17 protein-coding genes are annotated in these 21563 nt (G+C 70.6%); 11 read left to right on the forward strand and 6 right to left on the reverse strand.

Annotated elements, in window-relative coordinates; all coding sequences use genetic code 11:
• Positions 1-95: 95 nt before the first annotated feature.
• On the forward strand, positions 96-1250 hold the full coding sequence (locus tag ACWCRJ_RS13400; RefSeq protein WP_450939420.1) for a cystathionine gamma-synthase: 1155 nt from the start codon (positions 96-98) through the stop codon (positions 1248-1250).
• A 16-nt stretch (positions 1251-1266) separates the two neighbouring features.
• Here ACWCRJ_RS13400 and ACWCRJ_RS13405 read toward each other — a convergent pair whose 3' ends face one another.
• The 3 genes from ACWCRJ_RS13405 to ACWCRJ_RS13415 all read right to left on the reverse strand — a co-directional run bounded on the left by ACWCRJ_RS13405 (position 1267) and on the right by ACWCRJ_RS13415 (position 2638).
• On the reverse strand, positions 1267-1515 hold the full coding sequence (locus tag ACWCRJ_RS13405; RefSeq protein WP_450939421.1) for a hypothetical protein: 249 nt from the start codon (positions 1513-1515) through the stop codon (positions 1267-1269).
• The gene (locus ACWCRJ_RS13410) at positions 1512-2003 is read right to left on the reverse strand and encodes a sigma factor-like helix-turn-helix DNA-binding protein (protein WP_450939422.1); all 492 of its coding nucleotides are present in this window, start codon (positions 2001-2003) and stop codon (positions 1512-1514) included. The genes ACWCRJ_RS13405 and ACWCRJ_RS13410 overlap by 4 nt, the downstream gene beginning before the upstream one ends.
• A gap of 140 nt (positions 2004-2143) precedes the next feature.
• On the reverse strand, positions 2144-2638 hold the full coding sequence (locus ACWCRJ_RS13415; RefSeq protein WP_450939595.1) for a MarR family winged helix-turn-helix transcriptional regulator: 495 nt from the start codon (positions 2636-2638) through the stop codon (positions 2144-2146).
• A 164-nt stretch (positions 2639-2802) separates the two neighbouring features.
• Here ACWCRJ_RS13415 and ilvA point away from each other — a divergent pair, with 164 nt between their 5' ends.
• The 3 genes from ilvA (at position 2803) to ACWCRJ_RS13430 (ending at position 6065) form a co-directional block, all read left to right on the forward strand.
• Positions 2803-4032: a threonine ammonia-lyase gene (gene ilvA / locus ACWCRJ_RS13420; protein WP_450939423.1), complete on the forward strand. Its 1230-nt coding sequence runs from the start codon at positions 2803-2805 to the stop codon at positions 4030-4032.
• A gap of 174 nt (positions 4033-4206) precedes the next feature.
• Positions 4207-5223 carry an ATP-binding cassette domain-containing protein gene (locus ACWCRJ_RS13425; protein WP_450939424.1) on the forward strand — a complete coding sequence of 339 codons (1017 nt, stop codon included), beginning with the start codon at positions 4207-4209 and terminating at the stop codon, positions 5221-5223.
• Positions 5220-6065: an ABC transporter permease gene (locus ACWCRJ_RS13430; protein ID WP_450939425.1), complete on the forward strand. Its 846-nt coding sequence runs from the start codon at positions 5220-5222 to the stop codon at positions 6063-6065. The genes ACWCRJ_RS13425 and ACWCRJ_RS13430 overlap by 4 nt, the downstream gene beginning before the upstream one ends.
• Before the next feature lie 118 nt (positions 6066-6183).
• Here ACWCRJ_RS13430 and greA read toward each other — a convergent pair whose 3' ends face one another.
• Entirely contained in the window at positions 6184-6684 is a 501-nt protein-coding gene (gene greA, locus ACWCRJ_RS13435; protein ID WP_013001180.1) for a transcription elongation factor GreA, read from the reverse strand.
• A 247-nt stretch (positions 6685-6931) separates the two neighbouring features.
• A complete protein-coding gene (locus ACWCRJ_RS13440) occupies positions 6932-7330 on the reverse strand; it encodes a DUF4307 domain-containing protein (protein ID WP_450939426.1) in 399 nt (132 codons plus the stop codon).
• A 250-nt stretch (positions 7331-7580) separates the two neighbouring features.
• Between ACWCRJ_RS13440 and mca the strand changes: the two genes are divergently transcribed.
• Entirely contained in the window at positions 7581-8432 is an 852-nt protein-coding gene (gene mca, locus ACWCRJ_RS13445; RefSeq protein ID WP_046915681.1) for a mycothiol conjugate amidase Mca, read from the forward strand.
• Positions 8433-8453: 21 nt separating this feature from the next.
• Complete coding sequence (locus ACWCRJ_RS13450; protein WP_450939427.1) at positions 8454-8699, forward strand: hypothetical protein; 246 nt, start codon at positions 8454-8456, stop codon at positions 8697-8699.
• A gap of 213 nt (positions 8700-8912) precedes the next feature.
• On the opposite strand, the gene ACWCRJ_RS13455 is transcribed toward ACWCRJ_RS13450, so the two are convergent.
• The gene (locus ACWCRJ_RS13455) at positions 8913-12197 is read right to left on the reverse strand and encodes a tetratricopeptide repeat protein (protein WP_450939428.1); all 3285 of its coding nucleotides are present in this window, start codon (positions 12195-12197) and stop codon (positions 8913-8915) included.
• Positions 12198-12432: 235 nt separating this feature from the next.
• Here ACWCRJ_RS13455 and ACWCRJ_RS13460 point away from each other — a divergent pair, with 235 nt between their 5' ends.
• From ACWCRJ_RS13460 to ACWCRJ_RS13480, 5 genes are all read left to right on the forward strand, one after another.
• Complete coding sequence (locus ACWCRJ_RS13460; protein ID WP_450939429.1) at positions 12433-14481, forward strand: thioredoxin domain-containing protein; 2049 nt, start codon at positions 12433-12435, stop codon at positions 14479-14481.
• A 260-nt stretch (positions 14482-14741) separates the two neighbouring features.
• On the forward strand, positions 14742-15956 hold the full coding sequence (locus tag ACWCRJ_RS13465) for a glycosyltransferase (RefSeq protein ID WP_450939430.1): 1215 nt from the start codon (positions 14742-14744) through the stop codon (positions 15954-15956).
• Positions 15953-17755 (forward strand): ArnT family glycosyltransferase, encoded by a 1803-nt coding sequence (locus ACWCRJ_RS13470; RefSeq protein ID WP_450939431.1) that lies wholly within the window; start codon positions 15953-15955, stop codon positions 17753-17755. Before ACWCRJ_RS13465 ends, ACWCRJ_RS13470 begins: the two co-directional genes overlap by 4 nt.
• Positions 17752-18993, forward strand: coding sequence for a glycosyltransferase (locus ACWCRJ_RS13475; protein ID WP_450939432.1), 1242 nt, complete (start codon positions 17752-17754; stop codon positions 18991-18993). Before ACWCRJ_RS13470 ends, ACWCRJ_RS13475 begins: the two co-directional genes overlap by 4 nt.
• Positions 18994-19016: 23 nt before the next feature.
• Complete coding sequence (locus ACWCRJ_RS13480; RefSeq protein ID WP_450939596.1) at positions 19017-21509, forward strand: galactose oxidase-like domain-containing protein; 2493 nt, start codon at positions 19017-19019, stop codon at positions 21507-21509.
• Positions 21510-21563 lie beyond the last annotated feature (54 nt).

A 21563-nucleotide genomic window follows, 5' to 3' on the forward strand; every position in this document is an offset into this window, starting at 1 on the left:
GCCCTGTGGACAACTCCGGTCCCCACACGGCTCCCGGCGAAGCCGCAGGGACACGAGGCGCCCCGAACCCCCGCGACCGCTTACGCTCGGTACCCATGAGCGACAGCCACACCAGCCAGCACTTCGAGACCCTCGCGATCCACGCGGGCAACACCGCGGATCCCCTCACCGGCGCGGTCGTCCCGCCGATCTACCAGGTCTCGACCTACAAGCAGGACGGCGTAGGGGGCCTGCGCGGCGGCTACGAGTACAGCCGCAGCGCCAACCCCACCCGCACCGCGCTGGAGGAGAACCTCGCCGCCCTGGAGGGCGGTCGCCGCGGTCTCGCGTTCGCGTCAGGCCTGGCAGCCGAGGACTGCCTGCTGCGTACGCTGCTCAGCCCCGGCGATCACGTGGTCATCCCCAACGACGCCTACGGCGGCACCTTCCGCCTCTTCGCGAAGGTCGTCTCCCGCTGGGGCGTGGAGTGGTCGGTGGCCGACACCGCCGACCCGACTGCCGTCCGGGCCGCCCTCACCCCGCGCACCAAGGTCGTCTGGGTGGAGACCCCCTCCAACCCGCTGCTCGGCATCACCGACATCCCTGCCGTCGCCCAGATCGCCCGTGAGGCGGGCGCCAGGCTGGTCGTCGACAACACCTTCGCCACCCCCTACCTCCAGCAGCCGCTCGCGCTCGGCGCGGACGTCGTCGTGCACTCGCTCACCAAGTACATGGGCGGCCACTCCGACGTCGTCGGCGGCGCACTGATCGTCGGCGACCAGGAGCTGGGCGAGGAACTGGCGTACCACCAGAACGCGATGGGCGCCGTCGCCGGACCCTTCGACTCCTGGCTGGTGCTGCGCGGCACCAAGACCCTCGCCGTCCGCATGGACCGGCACAGCGAGAACGCCACCAAGGTCGCCGACATGCTCACCCGGCACGCGCGCGTGTCGAGCGTGCTCTACCCGGGGCTGCCCGAGCACCCCGGGCACGAGGTCGCCGCCAAGCAGATGAAGGCGTTCGGCGGCATGGTGTCCTTCCGGGTCACCGGCGGCGAGGAGGCGGCCGTCGAGGTCTGCAACCGCGCCAAGGTGTTCACCCTCGGCGAGTCCCTGGGCGGCGTGGAGTCCCTGATCGAGCACCCGGGACGCATGACGCACGCCTCGGCGGCCGGTTCGGCCCTGGAGGTGCCCGCCGACCTCGTACGCCTCTCCGTGGGCATCGAGAACGTCGACGACCTCCTGGAGGACCTCCAGCAGGCCCTCGGCTAGACCCGGGCCCGGGCGCTCACCAGCCCGACACGGGTGGGGTCGTCGTCGACGGCGGCTCCACCCAGGGGCGGACCGTCAGCGCCCACACGACGAACGCGACCACGGCGGCCCCCAGCAGCACCCACAGCACGTGCCGGGCCACCGCGCGGCGCCGCAGCATGCGCCCGCCGCGCCGTACCGCCGCCCCGCACAGGTCGGGCGGCACCTGCACCGACTGGCGCTCCAGGATCTGCCGTACGGCCGCCTCGCGGTCCCGCAGACTCATGACGGCGCCACCTTCACCACCTTCTTCAGGGCCGGTTCGCGCGGGGGATGCAGGACCGTCGCCATCGCGCGCAGACAGATCGTGGTCACGCGCTCCACGGGCAGCCCGAGCAGCGCGGCCGTCTGCTCCGCGGCGACCCCCTCGTAGAGCCGCAGGACGAGGATCAGCCGCTCCTGCGGGCCGAGAAAGGCCAGTGCCCCGCCGGGCGGCGGGCGGAAGAGACCGTGGTGATGCCACGCCCCGCGCGCGAAGCGGACGGCCAGCTGCTGCCGCGTCCGGTCGTAGGGGTCCTCGCCGCGCAGCCGGTCCCAGGTGGCGTACGTGTGGGCGAGCGCATGGGTCAGCAACCGCCGCGCGCGCGGGTTGTCGTCCGGCGGTTCCGCCGTGAGCAGGGTGGCGGTCTGCAGCAGCCGCCCCGCAGCACCCGCGACGAACGCCTCGAACTCCCTGGCCCGGCGGGCGCCTTGGGCCACCTGCCGATCTCGCACCACGCCTCCCGCCTGAGGCCGACCCTGAGGGGAACGCAGCCCGGTCGCGCGCGGATCGGTCTGCCGCGTACGGATACGTCGGCCGCGTACGACGAGGGCCCGGTCTCATATGAGGCCAGGAGCGGGGGCGCGGTCAAGGGTCAGGAGGGCGACGGTGCCTCCGGCGCGGCGGCCATGCGGGTCGAGAGCGCGGTGTTGAAACGGGTGAGGAGGGAGCAGAACGCCTCGCGCTCCTCGGGGGCCCAGTCCTGGGTGAGTTCGTCCATCAGCTGACGCCTGGAGGAACGTACCTCCTCAAGGCGGGACAACCCTCGCGGCGACAGCTGGAGCACCACGGCGCGGCCGTCCTCCGGGTGCGAGGTGCGCTTGACGAGTCCGGTGTCCACGAGCGGTGCCACCTGGCGGGTGACCGTCGAGGAGTCGATCCCCATGCTCGCCGCGAGCGCCTTGACGCCCATCGGCCCTTCCTTGTCGAGGCGGTTGAGCAGCAGGTAGGCGGCACGGTCCATGGAGTTGCGCACCTGCCCGACGCCGCCGAGCCGGGTCTGTTCGGCACGGCGCGCGAAGACCGCGACCTCGTGCTGCAGCGTGTCGAGAAGACCGTTCTCACCGACGGTCGTCATGTCCATCGACATTTCAGGTGTTGTGGGCATGGCCAAAGGCTCAATTCATGCGTGGGGCGCTGGGTTGGGGGACAGAGTACGCGGACCGGGCGTGGGGTGTACGGGCCCCGGTGAAACCCGGTCCCGCCCCTTGGTCACACCCGCGTTCGGGCCCTGTGAACTGCGAGACTGTGGTCATGGGCTACAGCACGGCTGACTCCTTTCCGCGCGTGACGATCGACGACGTGCGGGGCGCGCAGAAGATGCTTACGGGTGTTTCACGTGTCACCGCCATGGAGGGCAGCAGGCATCTGACGCAGCTCGTCGGCGCGCCGGTGCACCTCAAGTGCGAGAACCTCCAGCGGACGGGGTCGTTCAAGCTGCGGGGCGCGTACGTCCGGATCGCGGGCCTGCTGCCCGAGGAGCGGGCCGCCGGAGTCGTCGCCGCGAGCGCCGGCAACCACGCCCAGGGCGTCGCCCTCGCCTCCTCGCTGCTCGGTGTGCGCTCCACGGTCTTCATGCCGAAGGGCGCCCCGCTGCCGAAGATCAGCGCGACCGAGGAGTACGGCGCCGAGGTGCGTCTGCACGGCACGGTGGTCGACGAGACGCTGACCGCCGCCCAGGAGTACGCGGCCGAGACGGGCGCGGTTTTCATCCACCCCTTCGACCATCATGACGTCATCGCAGGTCAGGGCACGGTGGGCCTGGAGATCCTGGAGCAGTGCCCCGAGGTGCGCACGATCGTCGTCGGGGTCGGCGGCGGCGGACTCGCGGCGGGAATCGCGGTCGCGGTGAAGTCGCTGCGGCCGGACGTGCGCGTCGTCGGCGTCCAGGCGGAGGGCGCGGCCGCGTACCCGCCCTCGCTGGCCGCCGGGCTGCCCATGGCCGTGGCGAACCCGGCGACCATGGCCGACGGCATCAAGGTCGGACGGCCCGGCGACGTGCCGTTCGGGATCATCGCGGAACTGGTGGACGAGGTCCGCACGGTCTCGGAGTACGACCTCTCCAGCGCCCTGCTGCTCTGCCTGGAGCGGGCCAAGCTGGTCGTGGAACCCGCCGGCGCCAGCCCCGTCGCCGCCCTGCTGCGCGACCCGGGGTCCTTCGAGGGCCCGGTCGTCGCGGTGCTCTCCGGCGGCAACGTCGATCCGCTGCTCATGCAGCGCATCCTGCGGCACGGCATGGCCGCCGGTGGCCGCTACCTGCAGGTTCGCCTCCGGCTGACCGACCGCCCCGGTGCTCTCGCGACCCTTCTCGGGGTGTTGTCAGTGGTCGACGCCAACGTCCTCGACGTGAGCCACGTGCGGACCGACCCCCGGCTCGGGCTCACGGAGGTGGAGGTCGAACTGCACCTGGAGACGAGGGGACCGAAGCACTGCGCCGAGGTCGACCACGCCCTCCGCGAGGCGGGTTACACCGTCCTCGACTGAGGCCGACGGCCCGCCGTCCGTCACTCGTTCGGGGAAGTCCATTGAGAGACGCGATACATCGCGTTATGGTGTGTCACGATCGGTTCGGCGGCGCGGCCCACGCTGCGAGTCGGACAGAACAAAACGTACAAACTTAGGCTTTGCGAAGGAACCCCAAAGACGTGGAGAAATCACATGCCAGGTGCCATTCATGCCGAAGGCCTGGTGAAGACCTTCGGTGATGTGAAAGCCCTGGACGGCGTGGACCTCGATGTTCCCGAGGGCACCGTCCTGGGTCTGCTCGGGCCGAACGGCGCGGGCAAGACGACCACCGTCCGCTGCCTCACCACCCTGCTGCGGCCCGACAGCGGCAGAGCCGTCGTGGCCGGCATCGACGTGCTGAAGAACCCCGACGCGGTACGGCGCTCGGTCGGCCTCTCCGGCCAGTTCGCCGCGGTCGACGAGTATCTGACGGGCCGCGAGAACCTGCAGATGGTCGGCCAGCTCTACCAGATGCGGGCCAAGGACGCGAAGGTGCGCGCGGGCGAGCTGCTGGAGCAGTTTCATCTCGCCGACGCCGCCGACCGGCCCGCCAAGACGTACTCCGGCGGTATGCGCCGCCGGCTCGACCTGGCCGCCGCGCTGGTGGTGTCGCCGCCGGTGATGTTCATGGACGAGCCGACCACCGGACTCGATCCGCGCAACCGCCAGCAGCTGTGGGAGGTGATCAAGCAGCTGGTCTCCGGCGGCACGACCCTGCTGCTCACCACCCAGTACCTCGAAGAGGCCGACCACCTCGCCCACGACATCGCGGTGGTCGACCACGGCCGCGTCATCGCCCGCGGCACCTCCGACCAGCTCAAGGCCCGCACCGGCGGCGAGCGCGTCGAGGTCGTCGTGCACGAGCGCGAACGCATCCCGGACGCCATCGGGGTGCTGACCGGCTTCGGCAAGGGCGAGACCACCGTCGAGGAGCACACCCGACTGCTCACCGTGCCCGTGACCGGCGGCGCCAAGCTTCTCGCCGAGGTCATCCGCGAGCTGGACACCCGGGGCATCGAGATCGACGACATCGGTCTGCGCCGCCCCACCCTGGACGACGTGTTCCTCTCGCTGACGGGACATCTCGCCGAGGTGAAGGACGAGGCCGAGGGGCAGGCCGATACCGCCGACGCCAAAGGGCGGGGCCGCAGGAAGGAGGGGGCGAGGTGAGCATCGTCAAAGGCGCCGTGCGGGTCGTGCCGCCCGGCAATCCGATCACCCAGTCGGTCAGGGACTCGCTGGTCGTCGCCAAGAGAAATTTGATTCGCATGAGCCGGATCCCCGAGATGGTGATCTTCGGGCTCATCCAGCCGGTCATGTTCGTCGTGCTGTTCAGCTACGTCTTCGGCGGCTCCATGAACGTCGGCGGCACCACCGACCCCGCCGTCTACCGCGAGTTCCTGATGGCCGGCATCTTCGCGCAGACCGTCACCTTCGCCACCGCCGGTGCCGGCGCGGGCATCGCCGACGACATGCACAAAGGGCTCATCGACCGCTTCCGCTCCCTGCCCATGGCACGCGGGGCCGTCCTCACCGGACGGACCCTCGCGGACCTGGTCCAGACGGCACTCACCCTGGCCGTGCTGGCCGTGGTCGCTCTCCTCGTCGGCTGGCGCACCCACACCAGCTTCGGCGAAGTGCTCGGCGCCTTCGGCCTGCTGCTCCTGCTCGGGTACGCGTTCACCTGGGTCGGCGCGCTCATCGGTCTCTCGGTGCGCACCCCGGAGGCGGCCACCTCCGGCGGGCTGATCTGGCTCTTCCCGGTCACGTTCATCTCGAACGCGTTCGTGGACTCCAGCCGGATGACGCCCTGGCTGCAGCATGTCGCCGACTGGAACCCGTTCAGCGCCACCGTCCAGGCCTGCCGCGAGCTGTTCGGCAACCCGGGGGTGTCGCCGTCGGACGCCTGGCCCATGCAGCACCCCGTGTGGGCCTCACTGATCTGGTCGGTCCTCATCATCGTCATATTCCGGACCCTGTCCGTACGGAAGTACCGCTCGGCGTCGGCGTGAGAGGCGTGGCGTGAGAGGCGTGGCGTGAGAGGCGTGGCGTGAGCGCCGGCCGGCCCGGTGCACGACCGGACCCCCGGCGCCGAGGGGGCGCCGGGGGCCACGGGACGAGCGGGGGCGATCAGCTCTGGTAGGGCACGGCCTTGAGGATCTTCACCGAGGCGAACTTGCCGTTCGGCAGCTCGTACTGCGCGTCCTGGCCGACCTTCTTGCCGGTCACACCCGAGCCGAGCGGGGACTGCGGCGAGTAGGTCTCGATGTCGGAGCTGGCGTACTCACGGGAGGCGAGCAGGAAGGTCACGGTGTCGTCCTCGTCGCCGTCGAAGGCGATCGTCACGACCATGCCGGGCGCCACCGCGCCGTCCGCGGAGGCCGGTGCCTCGCCGACCTTGGCGTTCTCCAGAAGCTGGGTCAGCTGGCGCACCCGGAGCTCCTGCTTGCCCTGCTCCTCCTTGGCCGCGTGGTACCCGCCGTTCTCGCGCAGGTCGCCCTCCTCGCGCGCGGCCGCGATCTTGGCGGCGATCTCCGTGCGCGCGGGACCAGACAGGTAGTCCAGCTCGGCCCTGAGCTGGTTGTACGCCTCCTGGGTCAGCCAGGTGACGTTCTCGCTGGTCTGGGTCACAGGTGCTCCTCGTAGGTACTGGGAATACAAAGCATCGCCCTACACAGAAGAATGTTCCTTCTCGAGTGGGCGAAACCACGAGCCTAACAATTCGGTGGCCGAAGGGGGAGGACATAAACCACAAGCATTACGTCGGCGCAGGTCACCGCGCAGGTCACGGCGTACATACGGAGGGGCGGAGGGCATGCGCGGGCCAGAGGGAGGCCGGGCCGGGTCCGGGTGCGGTGCTCAGCGGTCCGGGACCGGGTCAGCCGGCGTGGCAGCCGAGGAGCTCGGCCGTGGTGCCGCGTGAGGTCGTCCTCAGCGTGACGATCTTGTCGATGTCCGTGACATCGGCGGCGAAGCGGAAGTCGGCGCGGCCGACCTCGGCGCCGTCCTCGGACTGGGAGCGCACGGTGCAATAGCCGTCGACACCGGCGTCCTTCTCGCCCCTGAGGTGCACCTTCACCGCGTGCGCGGAGGTATCGAAGGTGTAGATCTCGACGCTGATCCTGTTTTCGGCGACGTAGTGGTAGGCGAACCAGCCGATCAGGACGAGAAGGGCGGCGCCGAGGACGCTGCCGATGACCTTGAGCTTGCGGTCGGCGCGCTCGTCCGCGGAGCGGCCGTAGCGGCCCTCGGGAAGCCGCGTGCTCGCCGTCGTCATGGTCGTCCTCTCGGAAAGGGGCCGGGAGCGTGCTCCCGGCAGGGGCGTCCACGCATCGGACCGGGAATATCCCGCCCCCCGATGCCGTCACTATAGAAGCCCCCCGCCCAGCGCCTGACGGCCGCCCCGCACCGGGTGTCCGAGCGGGACGGCAGTATGGACTCTCCGGATCGCGCCGGGCCGAGTCACCGAAGTTCAGGCCGGGCGCCGAGTTACGAGGGAATGAGTCTTGACTGACCAGCTGCGACTGATGGCCGTGCACGCACACCCCGACGACGAGTCGAGCAAGGGTGCGGCCACCATGGCGAAGTATGTGTCCGAGGGGGTGGACGTGCTGGTCGTGACCTGCACGGGCGGGGAGCGCGGCTCCATCCTCAATCCGAAACTCCAGGGCGACAAGTACATCGAGGAGCACATTCACGAGGTTCGCAAGAAGGAGATGGACGAGGCCCGGGAGATCCTCGGCGTCGGCCAGGAGTGGCTCGGCTTCGTCGACTCCGGCCTTCCGGAGGGCGACCCCCTGCCGCCCCTTCCCGACGGCTGCTTCGCCCTGGAGGACGTCGACAAGGCGGCCGGCGAGCTGGTCAGGAAGATCCGCGCGTTCCGTCCCCAGGTGATCACCACCTACGACGAGAACGGCGGGTACCCGCACCCCGACCACATCATGACCCACAACATCTCGATGGTGGCGTTCGAGGGCGCGACGGACACCGAGAAGTACCCCGAGGCCGAGTACGGCCCGGCGTACCAGCCGCAGAAGCTGTACTACAACCAGGGCTTCAACCGTCCCCGCACCGAGGCGCTGCACAACGCCCTGGTGTCCCGTGGCATGGAGTCCCCGTACGGCGACTGGCTCAAGCGGTGGGACGAGTCCGAGCACAAGGACCGCACCCTGACCACGCACGTGCCCTGCGCCGACTTCTACGAGATCCGTGACAAGGCCCTCATCGCCCACGCCACGCAGATCGATCCCGACGGGGGTTGGTTCCGGGTTCCGATGGAGATCCAGAAGGAGGTCTGGCCCACCGAGGAGTACGAGCTGGCGAAGTCCCTCGTGGACACCTCGCTCCCCGAGGACGACCTCTTTGCGGGCATCCGTTAGCCCTGGGGGACAATGCCAGACATGAGCGTAAGCCTGGCAGTCACACACCTCTTCCCCCTCGCCAAGGAGCTGGACAAGGACAAGGTCACCCCCGGCGTCCTCGGCTTCATCGTGTTCGCGGTGATGGCTCTGGCCGTCTGGGGCCTGATGAAGTCCATGAACAAGCACATGGGCAAGGTCGACTTCAAGGAGTCGCCGGACACGGACGCCTCCGTCGAGGAGACGGCGACGGAGGCGAGCGGGAAGGCGACGTCCGCGAAGGGCTGACGCCCGGGGCGCGATGTCCGTGAAGGACTGACGCTCGGGGCGACGTCCGCGAAGGGCTGACGCCCGGGGCGGTTCTGCGACGCCGTGGCTCCGTGGCACCGCTCGGGTGTCGCGGAGTCGCACGGCGCGCGTCGCCGTGACGGGCGCCCGGTGCTCCTCCGCCGTGACGGGTGCCCCGGTGCTGCTTGGGACAGGCGCCCCGGTGCCCTTCGCTCACCCGTGCCCGCCCGGCACGCCCGTCACCGGTACCCCCATCACCTCCCGCGCGTGGCGGTTCGGGACCATGCCGAGGGTCCAGGCGCGCCAGCCGCTCTCCAGGTTCACGCCTCGTTCGAGCAGCAGCTCGTACGCCTCGATGTACTCGGTGAGTTTCTCGTCGCGCAGCGGGTGGGCGGTGCGGGAGAGGTGGGCCAGGTCCTCCTGGGCGACGGCGGTGCCGATCTCGACACCGCCGGGGGCCGCGTACGGCAGCAGGGTGCACTTGAGGAAGCGGGCCCAGTCCTCGCCGCGGCGGTCGCCGTAGGAGGTGAAGAGGCGGGTCGCCTCCTCACAGAGGGCCAGGGCCTGGGGGGTGCGGGCGTTGCCCGCGTCCACCACGGCCAGCTCCAGGCAGGTCCAGGCCTCGCCGTGGGCGACGCCGATGCGCTGGAAGTCCGCGCGGGCGTCGACGAGGAGCTGGCGGGCGAAGCCGGAGTTGCGCAACGAGCCGGTCTGGACAGCCCGCTGGTCGCGGGTGACGCGGGCCGAATGGTGTCTCGCACAGGCCAGGCCGTAGACGTCCCGCATGCGGGAGAACATCGTGCGGGAGCGTTCCAGCTCGCGGACCGCCTGGTCGAGGTTGCCGGTCTCCTCCAGCGCCTGGCCGAGGTAGTAGCCGCTCCAGGCCTCGCCGCGGGCGTCCTCGTTGTCGCGGTGGCGCGACAGGGCCTGGCGGAGACCGTCGACGGCGGCGGAGGGGTCACCGGCGACGAGGCGGGCGCGGGCGAGCTGGGTCATGGACCAGGCCTGGCCCCGGGTGTCGCGGGTCCGGCCGAAGAGGTCCAGGGAGGTGCGCAGTTCGCTCTCCGCGCGCGGTATCTCGCCCATGCGCAGCAGCAGTTGACCCAGCTGGAAGTACGCCCAGCCCTCGCCGTGCAGGGACTCCTGCTGGCGGTGGATGACCAGGGCGCGGGTCAACAGGTCCAGGGAGTCCGCCAGATGGGAGCGGTCGCGTTCCACCGCCGCCAGGGCGTGCATCGTCCAGGCGCGGTCCGCCGCCAGCTGGGGGGCCGACTGGAGCTGCAGCGCCTCCAGGAGCTTCTCCGCCGCCTCGGTCAGGTTGCCCTGGTGGTGCAGGGTGATGCCGAGCGAGCACAGGGCACGGGCGGCGCCCGCGTCGTGGTTGGTCTCCCGGTAGAGGCCGACGACCGAGGCGAGCGTCGTGCGGGCCTTGTCCAGCTCGCCCAGCTGCCGGGCCGCGATACCCGTACGCCACTGCACCGAGCGGGTCAGCAGGCCCTGGTCGACCGACTGGGCCAGCTCGCTCAGCTCACCGAGGCGGTAGAGGTCGCCGCGCAGCAGGCAGTAGTCGCACAGGGCGCCGAGAAGGCTGAGGACCGCCGCCTGGTTCACGCCCTCCGCGTGCCGGAGCGTGGAGGTGATGAAGCTGGTCTCGTCGTCCAGCCAGCGCAGCGCCTCGTCCAGGGAGACGAAACCGTGCTGGCCGAAGCGGTCCGAGCGGGTCGACATGTTGCCGTCGACCAGACGCAGGACGGAGTCGGCGAGGTCGGCGTAGGTGACGATCAGGCGTTCCTGCGCGGCGGTGCGCTCGCTCGGCTCCTCCTCGTCGAGGAGGCGGGCGTGGGCGAAGGCGCGCACCAGGTCGTGCAGACGGTAGCGGTTGCCGTGGACATGGTCGATCAGGCCCGCGCGGGCCAGCGCGGTGAGGTGGCGGGTCGCCTCCGTCTCGTCGGTGGCGAGGAGGGAGGCGGCCGCCGCCGCGCCCAGCGAGGCGCGGCCCGCCAGCGCCAGGCGGCGCAGCAGCCGTCGGGAGGGGTCCGACTGGTCGGTGTAGCGGAGCCACAGCGCCCGTTCGACCGGCTCGACCGGGCCGTACGCCCCCAGTTCCGTGGCCAGTTGGCCCGGCGTGCGCGGACCGAGCGACGAACCGGCGATGCGCAGGGCGAGGGGCAGGCCGCCGCACAGCTCCCGGATCCGGGCGAGGGGTTCGGCGTTGTACGTGTGCGGGTCGATCGCCTTCACGGAGCCCGCCGAGGACGAGCCGCCGTACGCCTGTGCCGGCGGACCCGAGGACAGGACCCCGGGCTCCGAGGCCGTTGTCTCCAGGAGTTCCAGCGCGCCCTTCCCGTCGAGCGCCTCGACCGGGAGCTCGTGGACCCAGGCGGGCAGGTCGGCGGGCAGGGCCAGCGCGGAGCGGGCGGTGACCAGGACGAGGCTGTCGGAGCGCTCGGGGACGAGGGCGCGGACCTGCTCGGGGTCGGAGGCGTCGTCCAGGACGATCGTCACCGGCACGGCCGCCAGATGCTGGTGGTACAGCTCGCTGAGCCGCTTGACCTGCTGGTCCTGCGAGGTGCGCTCACGGAAGAGGAGCTGGTCGCGGGGGGCGCCGAGGCGGTTCAGCAGATGCATCAGCGCGTCCCGGGTGGAGAGCGGGGTCTCCTCCGGGCTGTCGGCGCGCAGATCGACCACGCAGGCGCCGCGGAAGTAGTCCCGCAGCTCATGGGTCGCGCGCACGGCGAGGGCGGTACGGCCGGAGCCGGGCGCGCCGTGCAGCACGACGACCGTCGGCCGGGTCTCGGTCTCGGCGCGGGCCGCCTGCACCCACTGGCGGATCCTCCCCATCTCCGTGCGCCGGCCCGCGAAGCGGTCGTCCGCCTCCGGGATCTGCAGGAACGACTGCTCCAGCACGTTGCGCCGCCGCGCCGCCGCGCTCTTGTCGGCGCCGCGCAGCCGGGGGGCCTTCTTCTGCGGCGTGGACGCGGCGAGTACGCGCTGCTGGTCCAGGAACGGCCGTATCCCGCGCACCTCCAGTGCCGTCAGCCACTGCAGCCGCAGCTGCTCGGGGCCGCCGGGCTGGCCCAGGGCGCCCGCGCGATGGTGGGCCGCGGGTACATGGGAGGCCGTCACCTTCAGGACCGTGGCCACGGCGCTCGCGATGCCGACGATCAGGCCGGTGCTCACGGCGGTGCCGGCGCCGACGCCGAAGGAGAGGTCGGCCACGACCGCGGTGCCCGCGGCAACGCCCGCGACCAGCAGGGGAGTTCCGGCGCCCTCCTTCGCGTAGCGCTGGCCGAAGGTGAGCCGGCCGGCCTGCGACTCGTCCAGTGCGCGGGTGTACGTCTCGTACTCCTCCGCCGCGTTGCGCGCCATCGTGTCCAGCGCGGCGCGGGCGCGGCCCAGGAGCACCACCCCGTCGGTACGGCCGCCCGACCTGCGGACCTCCTCCTCGACCGCCCGGACCAGCAGCCCTTCGGCCTCCCCCCGGTGGCTGTCCCGCATCACACGTCCCCCTTCGCCGCACGGCATGCCTCCGGCCAGTGTGGGGCGAGAGGCGCGACTAATCGAGAGGGCGTGATCCCTGCCGGGGACGAGGTTCGGGGTTTCGCCGTGGGGGCGGGGGTTGTTCGCCGACCGAGGGTCCGTCGTGGTCGCTCGCGCGGTTCCCCGCGTCCCTTTCGGGGGCGCGCGCCTGTGCTGAACTGCGCTGCCCGGGTACTGGTGAATGATGGTGCCCATGGCGAATCGACTGGCCCACGAGACCTCCCCCTACCTCCTCCAGCACGCCGACAATCCGGTCGACTGGTGGCCCTGGTCGGCCGAGGCGTTCGAGGAGGCGCGGCGGCGGGGTGTGCCGGTGCTGCTCAGCGTGGGGTATTCGAGTTGCCACTGGTGTCATGTGATGGCCCACGAGTCGTTCGAGGACGGGGAGACCGCCGCGTACCTGAACGCCCACTTCGTCAACATCAAGGTCGACCGCGAGGAGCGCCCCGACGTCGACGCCGTGTACATGGAGGCCGTGCAGGCGGCGACCGGGCAGGGTGGGTGGCCCATGACCGTGTTCCTGACGCCGGAGGAGGAGCCGTTCTATTTCGGGACGTACTTCCCGCCGGAGCCCCGGCACGGGATGCCCTCCTTCCGGCAGGTGCTGGAGGGCGTGCGGGCCGCCTGGGCCGACCGGCGGGACGAGGTCGCCGAGGTCGCCGGGAAGATCGTGCGGGACCTGGCCGGGCGGGAGCTGAAGTTCGCGGCGGTCGACGTGCCCGGGGAGGACGAGCTGGCGCAGGCGCTGCTGGGGCTCACCCGGGAGTACGACGCGGCACGCGGCGGGTTCGGCAGGGCGCCCAAGTTCCCGCCGTCGATGGTGATCGAGTTCCTGCTGCGGCACGCGGCGCGCACCGGTTCCGAGGGCGCGCTGCAGATGGCGCGGGCCACGTGCGAACGCATGGCCCGCGGTGGCATCTACGATCAGCTCGGCGGCGGCTTCGCTCGGTACTCCGTCGACCGTGAGTGGGTCGTGCCCCACTTCGAGAAGATGCTGTACGACAACGCCCTGCTCTGCCGGGTCTACGCCCATCTGTGGCGGGCCACCGGCTCCGAACTCGCCCGGCGCGTCGCGCTGGAGACGGCCGACTTCATGGTCCGTGAACTCAGGACGAACGAGGGCGGGTTCGCCTCCGCGCTGGACGCAGACAGCGACGACGGCACCGGTTCCGGGAAGCACGTCGAGGGCGCCTACTACGTCTGGACGCCGGAGCAGCTGACCGAGGTGCTCGGCGAGGAGGACGCGGCGCTCGCCGCGCAGTACTTCGGGGTCACGGAGGAGGGCACCTTCGAGGAGGGCGCGTCCGTGCTGCAACTCCCGCAGCAGGAGGGCGTGTTCGACGCCGAGAGGATCGAGTCGGTGCGGGAGCGGCTGCTCGCGGCACGGTCGCGGCGCCCCGCTCCGGGCCGGGACGACAAGGTGGTCGCCGCCTGGAACGGGCTGGCCGTCGCCGCGCTCGCCGAGACCGGCGCCTACTTCGACCGCCCCGACCTGGTGGACGCCGCGATCGCCGCCGCCGACCTCCTCGTACGCCTGCACCTGGACGAGCGGGCGCGGCTTGCGCGGACCAGCAAGGACGGCCAGGTGGGGGCCAACGCGGGGGTGCTGGAGGACTACGCGGATGTCGCGGAGGGGTTCCTGGCGCTTGCCTCGGTCACGGGGGAGGGGGTGTGGCTGGAGTTCGCGGGGTTCCTGCTCGACCATGTGCTCGCGCGGTTCGTCGACGAGGAGTCGGGGGCGCTGTACGACACCGCCAGTGACGCGGAGAAGCTGATCCGGCGGCCGCAGGACCCGACCGACAACGCCACGCCGTCCGGGTGGAGCGCGGCGGCCGGGGCGCTGCTCGGCTATGCCGCGCACACCGGCTCCGAGCCCCATCGCAGGGCCGCCGAGCGGGCGTTGGGCGTGGTGAAGGCGTTGGGGCCGCGGGCGCCGAGGTTCATCGGGTGGGGGCTGGCGACCGCCGAGGCGTTGCTCGACGGGCCGCGCGAGGTGGCGGTCGTCGGGCCGCAGGGGCATCCGGGGACGCGGGAACTGCACCGGACGGCGTTGCTGGGGACCGCGCCGGGTGCGGTGGTCGCCGTCGGGACCCCGGACAGCGACGAGTTGCCGCTGCTGGCCGACCGTCCGCTCGTCGGCGGTGAACCGGCCGCGTATGTCTGCCGTAATTTCACCTGTGACGCTCCCACGACCGATGTCGACCGGTTGCGGACGGCTCTCGGGGTGGCCTCGACCGGCTGAAACTCGCCGGTCAGAGACCGGGACAAGATCGAACAACTGTCAGGAATCAGGTCGGTGTGTGGACACATCCGACTACATGTTCCCTCGAACGGAAACACGCTTTTTATCGGAAGGGCTCCCTGGGTTCACAGTTTCCCCCTAGTCTCCTCACAGTGACGCGACGGGAGTAACTCCCCTCGCGTCAGGGGGTATTCGGATCCGGGGGGATCTCTTTGCTTACCTACGTCCTCATAGGCGTCGTCTCGCTTGCCCTGTTCTGGATGGCGGCTTTCACCCTGTGGTGGCAGATGCACGCCTGGCGCACGCCCGAAGTGCTCGCCTCCACCCGGTTCAGCAGACCGGACGGCGACGAACACGTGTCGTTCTCACTGCTGCTGCCCGCCCGCCATGAACAGGCCGTGCTCGACCACACCATCCAACGACTGCTCGAATCGAGCCACGACGACTTCGAGATCATCGTGATCGTCGGACACGACGACCCGGAGACCACCGCGGTGGCCCGGGCGGCCGAGGGGCGTGACCCCCGGGTCCGCGTGGTCGTCGACCACCACGAGAAGAAGAACAAACCCAGGGCCATGAACACGGCGCTGCCGCACTGCCGCGGCGGCGTCGTCGGCGTCTTCGACGCGGAGGACCAGGTCCATCCCGAACTGCTGTCCCACGTCGACCACGCCTTCGCCACCACGGGCGCGGACGTCGTGCAGGGCGGGGTGCAGCTCATCAACTTCCACTCCAGCTGGTACAGCCTGCGCAACTGCCTGGAGTACTTCTTCTGGTTCCGGTCCCGGCTGCATCTGCACGCGCAGAAAGGGTTCATCCCGCTCGGCGGCAACACCGTCTTCGTCCGGACCGGCGTCCTGCGGGAAGCCGGCGGCTGGGACCCCGACTGCCTCGCCGAGGACTGCGACCTCGGCGTACGGCTGTCGAGCGTCGGCAAGAAGGTCGTCGTCGCCTACGACTCCGACATGGTGACCCGGGAGGAGACCCCCGGCAGCCTGATGTCGCTGATGAAGCAGCGCACCCGCTGGAACCAGGGCTTCCTTCAGGTCTACCGGAAGAGGGACTGGAGGCAACTGCCCGGCTTCCGGCAGCGGTTGCTGGCCCGCTACACGCTGATGACACCGTATCTCCAGGCCGTCTCCGGGGTGATCATCCCGCTCAACGTGGCCGTCGCGCTCTTCCTCGACGTCCCCGTCGGCGTCGCCTTCATCACCTTCCTGCCGGCCGTCACCGCCCTCGTCACCTTCGTGTTCGAGGTCGTCGGACTGCACGACTTCGGCAAGCAGTACGGCCTCCGCGTCCGGTTCACCCACTACGTCAAGCTGATCGTCGGCGGCCCCTTCTACCAGGTGCTCCTCGCCCTCGCCGCCGTACGCGCGGTGTGGCGTGAGCAACGCGGCCGCAACGACTGGGAGTTGACCAGTCATGTCGGCGCACATCTCGCGCACGTGAACCGAGAGGACGTTCCTGCGTGACCTCCACACTTCCCGCGGCGACCCAGACCGAGGTCAAGGTCCCCGCGCAACGGACAGCTGCGCCCGCAACCGGTTCGACCGGTCGAACGACCGCGTCCGCTTCCCCTCCGACAACACCGACGCGGCTGCGCGATTCGCGCCCCGACCTGATCCTCTGCGGTCTCCTCCTCGTCGCGATCATGATCGTGCAGGGGTGGAACATCGCCGACTACCCGGCCCTCAGCGACGACGAGGGCACCTACCTCGCGCAGGCCTGGGCCGTGCAGGAGGGCAGAGGGCTCGCCCACTACACCTACTGGTACGACCACCCGCCCCTCGGCTGGATCCAGCTCGCCGTCCTGACCTGGATCCCCGCCCAGCTCGCCCCCGAGTCGATGACCGTCGGCTCGATGCGCGTGGTGATGCTGGCGGTCAGCGCCGTCAGCGCCGTCCTCGTCTACGTCCTCGGCCGCCGCCTCTCGCTGCCCCGCTGGGCCGCCGGCCTCGGCATGGTCCTCTTCGGGCTGTCCCCGCTGTCGGTGGTGCTCCAGAGGGAGATCTTCCTCGACAACATCGCGGTGATGTGGACGCTCCTCGCGTTCTGCCTCGCCGCCTCACCGAGCCGTCACCTCTGGCACCACTTCGGAGCGGGGCTGGCCGCCGCCGCGGCCGTGCTCACCAAGGAGACGATGCTCCTCGTCCTGCCCGCCGTGCTGCTCACCATGTGGCGGCACAGCCATCGCGACACCCGGAAGTTCGCCCTCACCGGCGCGGTCACCGCCTGCGTCCTGATCGGCGCCTCGTACCCGCTGTTCGCCCTGCTCAAGGGCGAGTTGTTCCCCGGAGCCGGCCATGTCTCGCTGTGGGACGGCATCGTCTACCAGATGAGCCGCCCCGGCTCCGGCTTCATCCTCACCGAGGGCACGGGCAGTCACGGCGTCCTGCAGTCCTGGCTGTACTACGACCGCGTCCTGCCCCTCGGCGGCCTCGCCGGCGCGCTGCTGCTCCTGGTCACCTGGCGCTGGTCGGTGACCGCGCGCGCCCTCGCCGGACCCGCGCTCGCCGTCGCGATCCTCGCCGGCATGGCCCTGCGCCCCGGCTATCTGCCCGCGATGTACGTCCTGCAGGCCCTGCCCTTCCTGGCCCTCGTCCTCGCGGGCGGTACGGCGAGCGTCGCCCACGGCGTCCTGCGCAGAGGCCGCGGCGCGACGGAGAGACGGCCTCTGACCTGGGCGCGCTACACGGTCGCCGTCGCCCTGGCCGCCCTCGCGACGGCGTACGTCGCCCCCCGCTGGTACGAGGGCAACCACACCGCGATGACGTTCAACGCCAACGCGCCCTACCAGAAGGCCGCCGAGTGGCTCGGGCGTGAGGTCGACGATCCCGAGGGCACCCGGGTCCTGGTGGACGACGCACTCTGGCTGGACCTCGTCCACGAGGGGTACGAGCCGGGGCTCGGCGTCATCTGGTTCTACAAGGCCGACCTCGACCCGGCGGTGACGAAGACGATGCCGCGCGGCTGGCGCGACCTCGACTACGTGGTCGCCTCCCCGACCGTTCGGCGCGACGCGGTCGACCTGCCCAACGTCAGGAGCGCCATGGAGAACTCGACGCCGGTCGCCACCTTCGGCACCGGCGAGGACCGGATCGAGATCCGCAGGATCGACACCGCCGGCGGCGACGACCGCGCAGGCGGAGCCGGGGAGGCGGACGACGATCGCGTCGAGACCGAGGCCGCTGACGCCCCCGACCCCGACCCCGCCCCTGACACCGACCCCGACCGCGTCCGCGACACCGAGGCCGCTGGAGGCGACCGATGAACAGCGGAAGCTACGAGTCCACCGCCCCCGGGGAGCTGGACGACCCGGCCGTACGCGGCGTCGAGATTCCCGAGCCCGGCGCCGTCACCATCGTCGTACCGACCTTCAACGAGTCCGCCAACGTACGGGAGTTGCTGCACCGGATCACGGAATCGGTGCCCGCCCGGCTGCCCTGCGAGGTCGTCTTCGTGGACGACTCCACCGACGACACCCCCGCGGTGATCGGCGAGGCCGCGCGGGACTGTCCGTTCCCCGTGACCGTGCTGCACCGCGACGAACCGGTCGGCGGACTCGGCGGCGCGGTCGTCGAGGGCATCAGGGCGGCCGGCTCCGACTGGATCGTCGTCATGGACGGCGACCTGCAGCACCCGCCGTCACTGGTACCGGAGCTGGTGGCGACCGGGGAGCGGTCGTCGGCGGGTCTGGTGGTCGCCTCCCGCTACATCAAGGGCGGCAGCCGGGCCGGGCTCGCGGGCAGCTACCGCGTGGCCGTCTCCCGAGGGGCGACCTGGCTCACCAAGGCCCTCTTCCCGCGCCGGCTGCACGGCATCAGCGACCCGATGAGCGGCTTCTTCGCGATCCGCCGCAGCGCGGTCACCGCCGACATCCTCCAGCCGCTCGGCTACAAGATCCTCCTCGAACTCGCCGTGCGCAGCCGCCCGCGCCGGGTCACCGAGGTGCCGTTCGTCTTCCAGGACCGGTACGCCGGCGAGTCCAAGTCCACCGCGCGGGAGGGCTTGAGGTTCCTGCGCCACCTCGTCGGGCTGCGTACCGCCTCGCCCGTGGCCCGCATGCTGGTCTTCGGGCTGATCGGCGTCACCGGCTTCCTGCCGAACCTGGCCGGCCTGTACGCCCTCACCTCGGCCGGCATGCACTACCTCCCGGCCGAGATCCTCGCCAACCAGCTCGGGGTCCTCTGGAACTTCTTCCTCATCGAGCACCTGTGCTTCCGCGAGCGGCGCAGGCACCGCAAGGGGTGGGACCGCGTCGGCCGGTTCGCGTTGCTGGCCAACGCCGATCTGGTGCTGCGCATCCCGCTGATCGCCCTGTTCGTCGGCCGCTTCGGGATGGGGGCGCTGTCCGCGACCGCGCTCGCCCTGGTGACCACGTTCGTACTGCGCTTCGTGGCGGTCGAGGCGCTGGTCTATCTGCCGCGAAAGGCGTCTCGCCGTGGGGAGCACGGCGAGCAGAAGCAGGCCGAGCAGAAGCAGGCCGAGCCGGCAAGGAGAGCCGTGTGAAGAACCATTTGATGAGCCATCCGATGAGCCATCTGCGGGGCCGTTCGCATCTGGGCCGCTTCCGTCTGCGGGGCCGCTTCGGGATCCGCCGCAGACCCGGGCCCCTGCCCAGGGTCAGACGGAGCACGGCCCTGCTGGCGGTCGGGGCGCTCGCCGCCGGCCTCCTGCTGGTCTCGCCCCAGTCCGCGTCCGCCGCCAACCTGGTCCAGAACCCCGGTTTCGAGACCGCCGGCACCGACGGCATGCCGTACTGCTGGGAGAAGTCCGGCTGGGGCGACAACGACTTCACCTTCACCACGGTGGCGGGCGCCCACTCCGGCACCAAGGCCATGAAGGTCGAGCTGACCCGCCGGGTCTCCGGTGACCGCAAGGCCCTCATCACCGAGTCGGCGGCCTGCGCGCCCACGGTCACGGTGGGCAAGCAGTACGACCTGGCCCTCTGGTACAAGTCGACGACCCCGGACACGTCCGTCACCCTCTTCCGGCACGACACCACGGCCGGCTGGCAGTACTGGACCGACCTCAAGACGCTGGACATGGCCGGGAGCTGGACCGAGGCGACGGTCCGCACCCCCGAGATCCCGGCGGGCACCGACCGGATCACCTGGGGCGTCTCGGTCTACGGCACCGGTTCGGTCACCACCGACGACTACACGATGGACCAGGTCGCCGACCCCGTCCCCCAGCCGCAGTGCACGGGCACGCCGGACGAGTGCCTGAACGGCCGCTGGGACGTGCTGCCCACCAAGAACCCCGTCCGCTCCATGCACTCCGTCGTCCTCAACAACGGCAAGGTGCTGCTCATCGCCGGCTCCGGCAACAGCGAGCAGATGTTCGAGGCGGGGACGTTCACCTCCGCGGTCTACGACCCGAAGAACGGCACGTACAAGCAGATCCCGACTCCGGACGACATGTTCTGCGCGGGCCATGTGCAACTGGACGACGGCCGGGTCCTCGTCATGAGCGGCAACAAGGCGTACCCGGTGGCGGGCGGTCACGGCTACGAGGGCTACAAGGACTCGTACGTCTTCGACCCGGTCACCGAGTCCTACAGCAAGACCAACGACATGAACGACGGCCACTGGTATCCGTCGGCGACGATCCTCGGCAACGGTGACGTCATCTCCTTCGGCGGACTGCGCGAGGACTCCACGGGTTCGGTGACGGCCGAGCTGTGGTCGGACGCCGAGCAGAAGTGGCTCGAACTCTGGAAGGTCCACCAGACCTGGTCGTACTGGGGCCTGTACCCGTCGATGATCCTCATGCAGGACGGCCGCCTCTTCTACTCCGGCAGCCATGTCTTCGGCAACAACATCCCCGGCACGGGCAGCGCGATCTACGACTACGGCGCCAACACGATCACCCAGATCCCCGGCCTGCAGAACAAGGATCAGCGCGACCAGTCCGCGAGCGTGCTGCTGCCGCCCGCACAGGACCAGAAGGTCCTCACGCTCGGCGGCGGCAACATCGAGTCCAACCCCGACGCCAACCGCCTGACGGACGTCATCGACCTGAAGGCCGCGAACCCGGCGTACGTCGCGGGCCCGCCGATCCCGCAGGGCACGGTGGACCTCGGCAACGGCAAGGTCGCCCAGACGGGCAACCAGGGCAAGATGTACGTCTCGGCGGTGCTGCTGCCCGACGGCAAGGTCCTGGAGACGGGCGGCGCCCTGCACAACCGTGCCGACCCGGTCTACGAGTCGTCGATCTACGACCCGGCGACCAACACCTTCGACCCGGTGGCGACGGACCCGGAGGAGCGCGGCTACCACTCCTCGGCGTTCCTGCTCCCCGACGGCCGTGTCATGACGACGGGCGACAACCCGGGCAACGGCACCTGGAACCACGACGTGTCGGTCTACACCCCGCCGTACCTCTTGAAGGGTCCCCGCCCGAAGATCACATCGGTGATCGACAAGGAGTGGGTGTACGGCGACACGCAGCGGATCACGGTGGACCGGCCGATCGTGAAGGCGGAACTGATCCGCCCCGCGGCGGTCACGCACTCCTCGGACCCGAACCAGCGGTTCGTGGACCTGCCGCTGTCCGTCGACGGCAACAACATCGACCTCAACGTGACGAGCAACCCCAACCTGGCGCCGCCCGGCTGGTACATGCTCTTCGCGGTGGACGCCAACGGCGTCCCGTCCGTCGCGGAATGGGTCCACCTCCAGGGCCCGTCCGCCCTGGCCGCGGCCTCCGGCGACGCCCCTTCGGCCCATGTCCACGACTTCGCGGACGCCCCGAAGGGCAGGACCACCGGCCCGCAGAAGAAGACGAGGTCGAAGAAGGTCAGCCCGACGATCTCCGGCTGCGACCGCCACTACGGCAGCGCCAACATCTGCGTTCCGACCACCTTCCCCGACGAGGTCGAGAAGACGACGGGGTCCCGCTGCGAGTGGCTGAAGGAGAACGACTACGGCCGTCTGAAGGTCAACGGCGGGGACGACCCGCTGAAGCTGGACCGGAACAGGGATGGTCTGGCTTGCGGGAAGGGGGATGTGAAACGCGGCTGACGATCGATGAGGTCGGCACGATCGGCCCCGTATCCGGCGGTGGTCCGCCGGATA

Source organism: Streptomyces sp. NPDC002324, assembly GCF_053593335.1.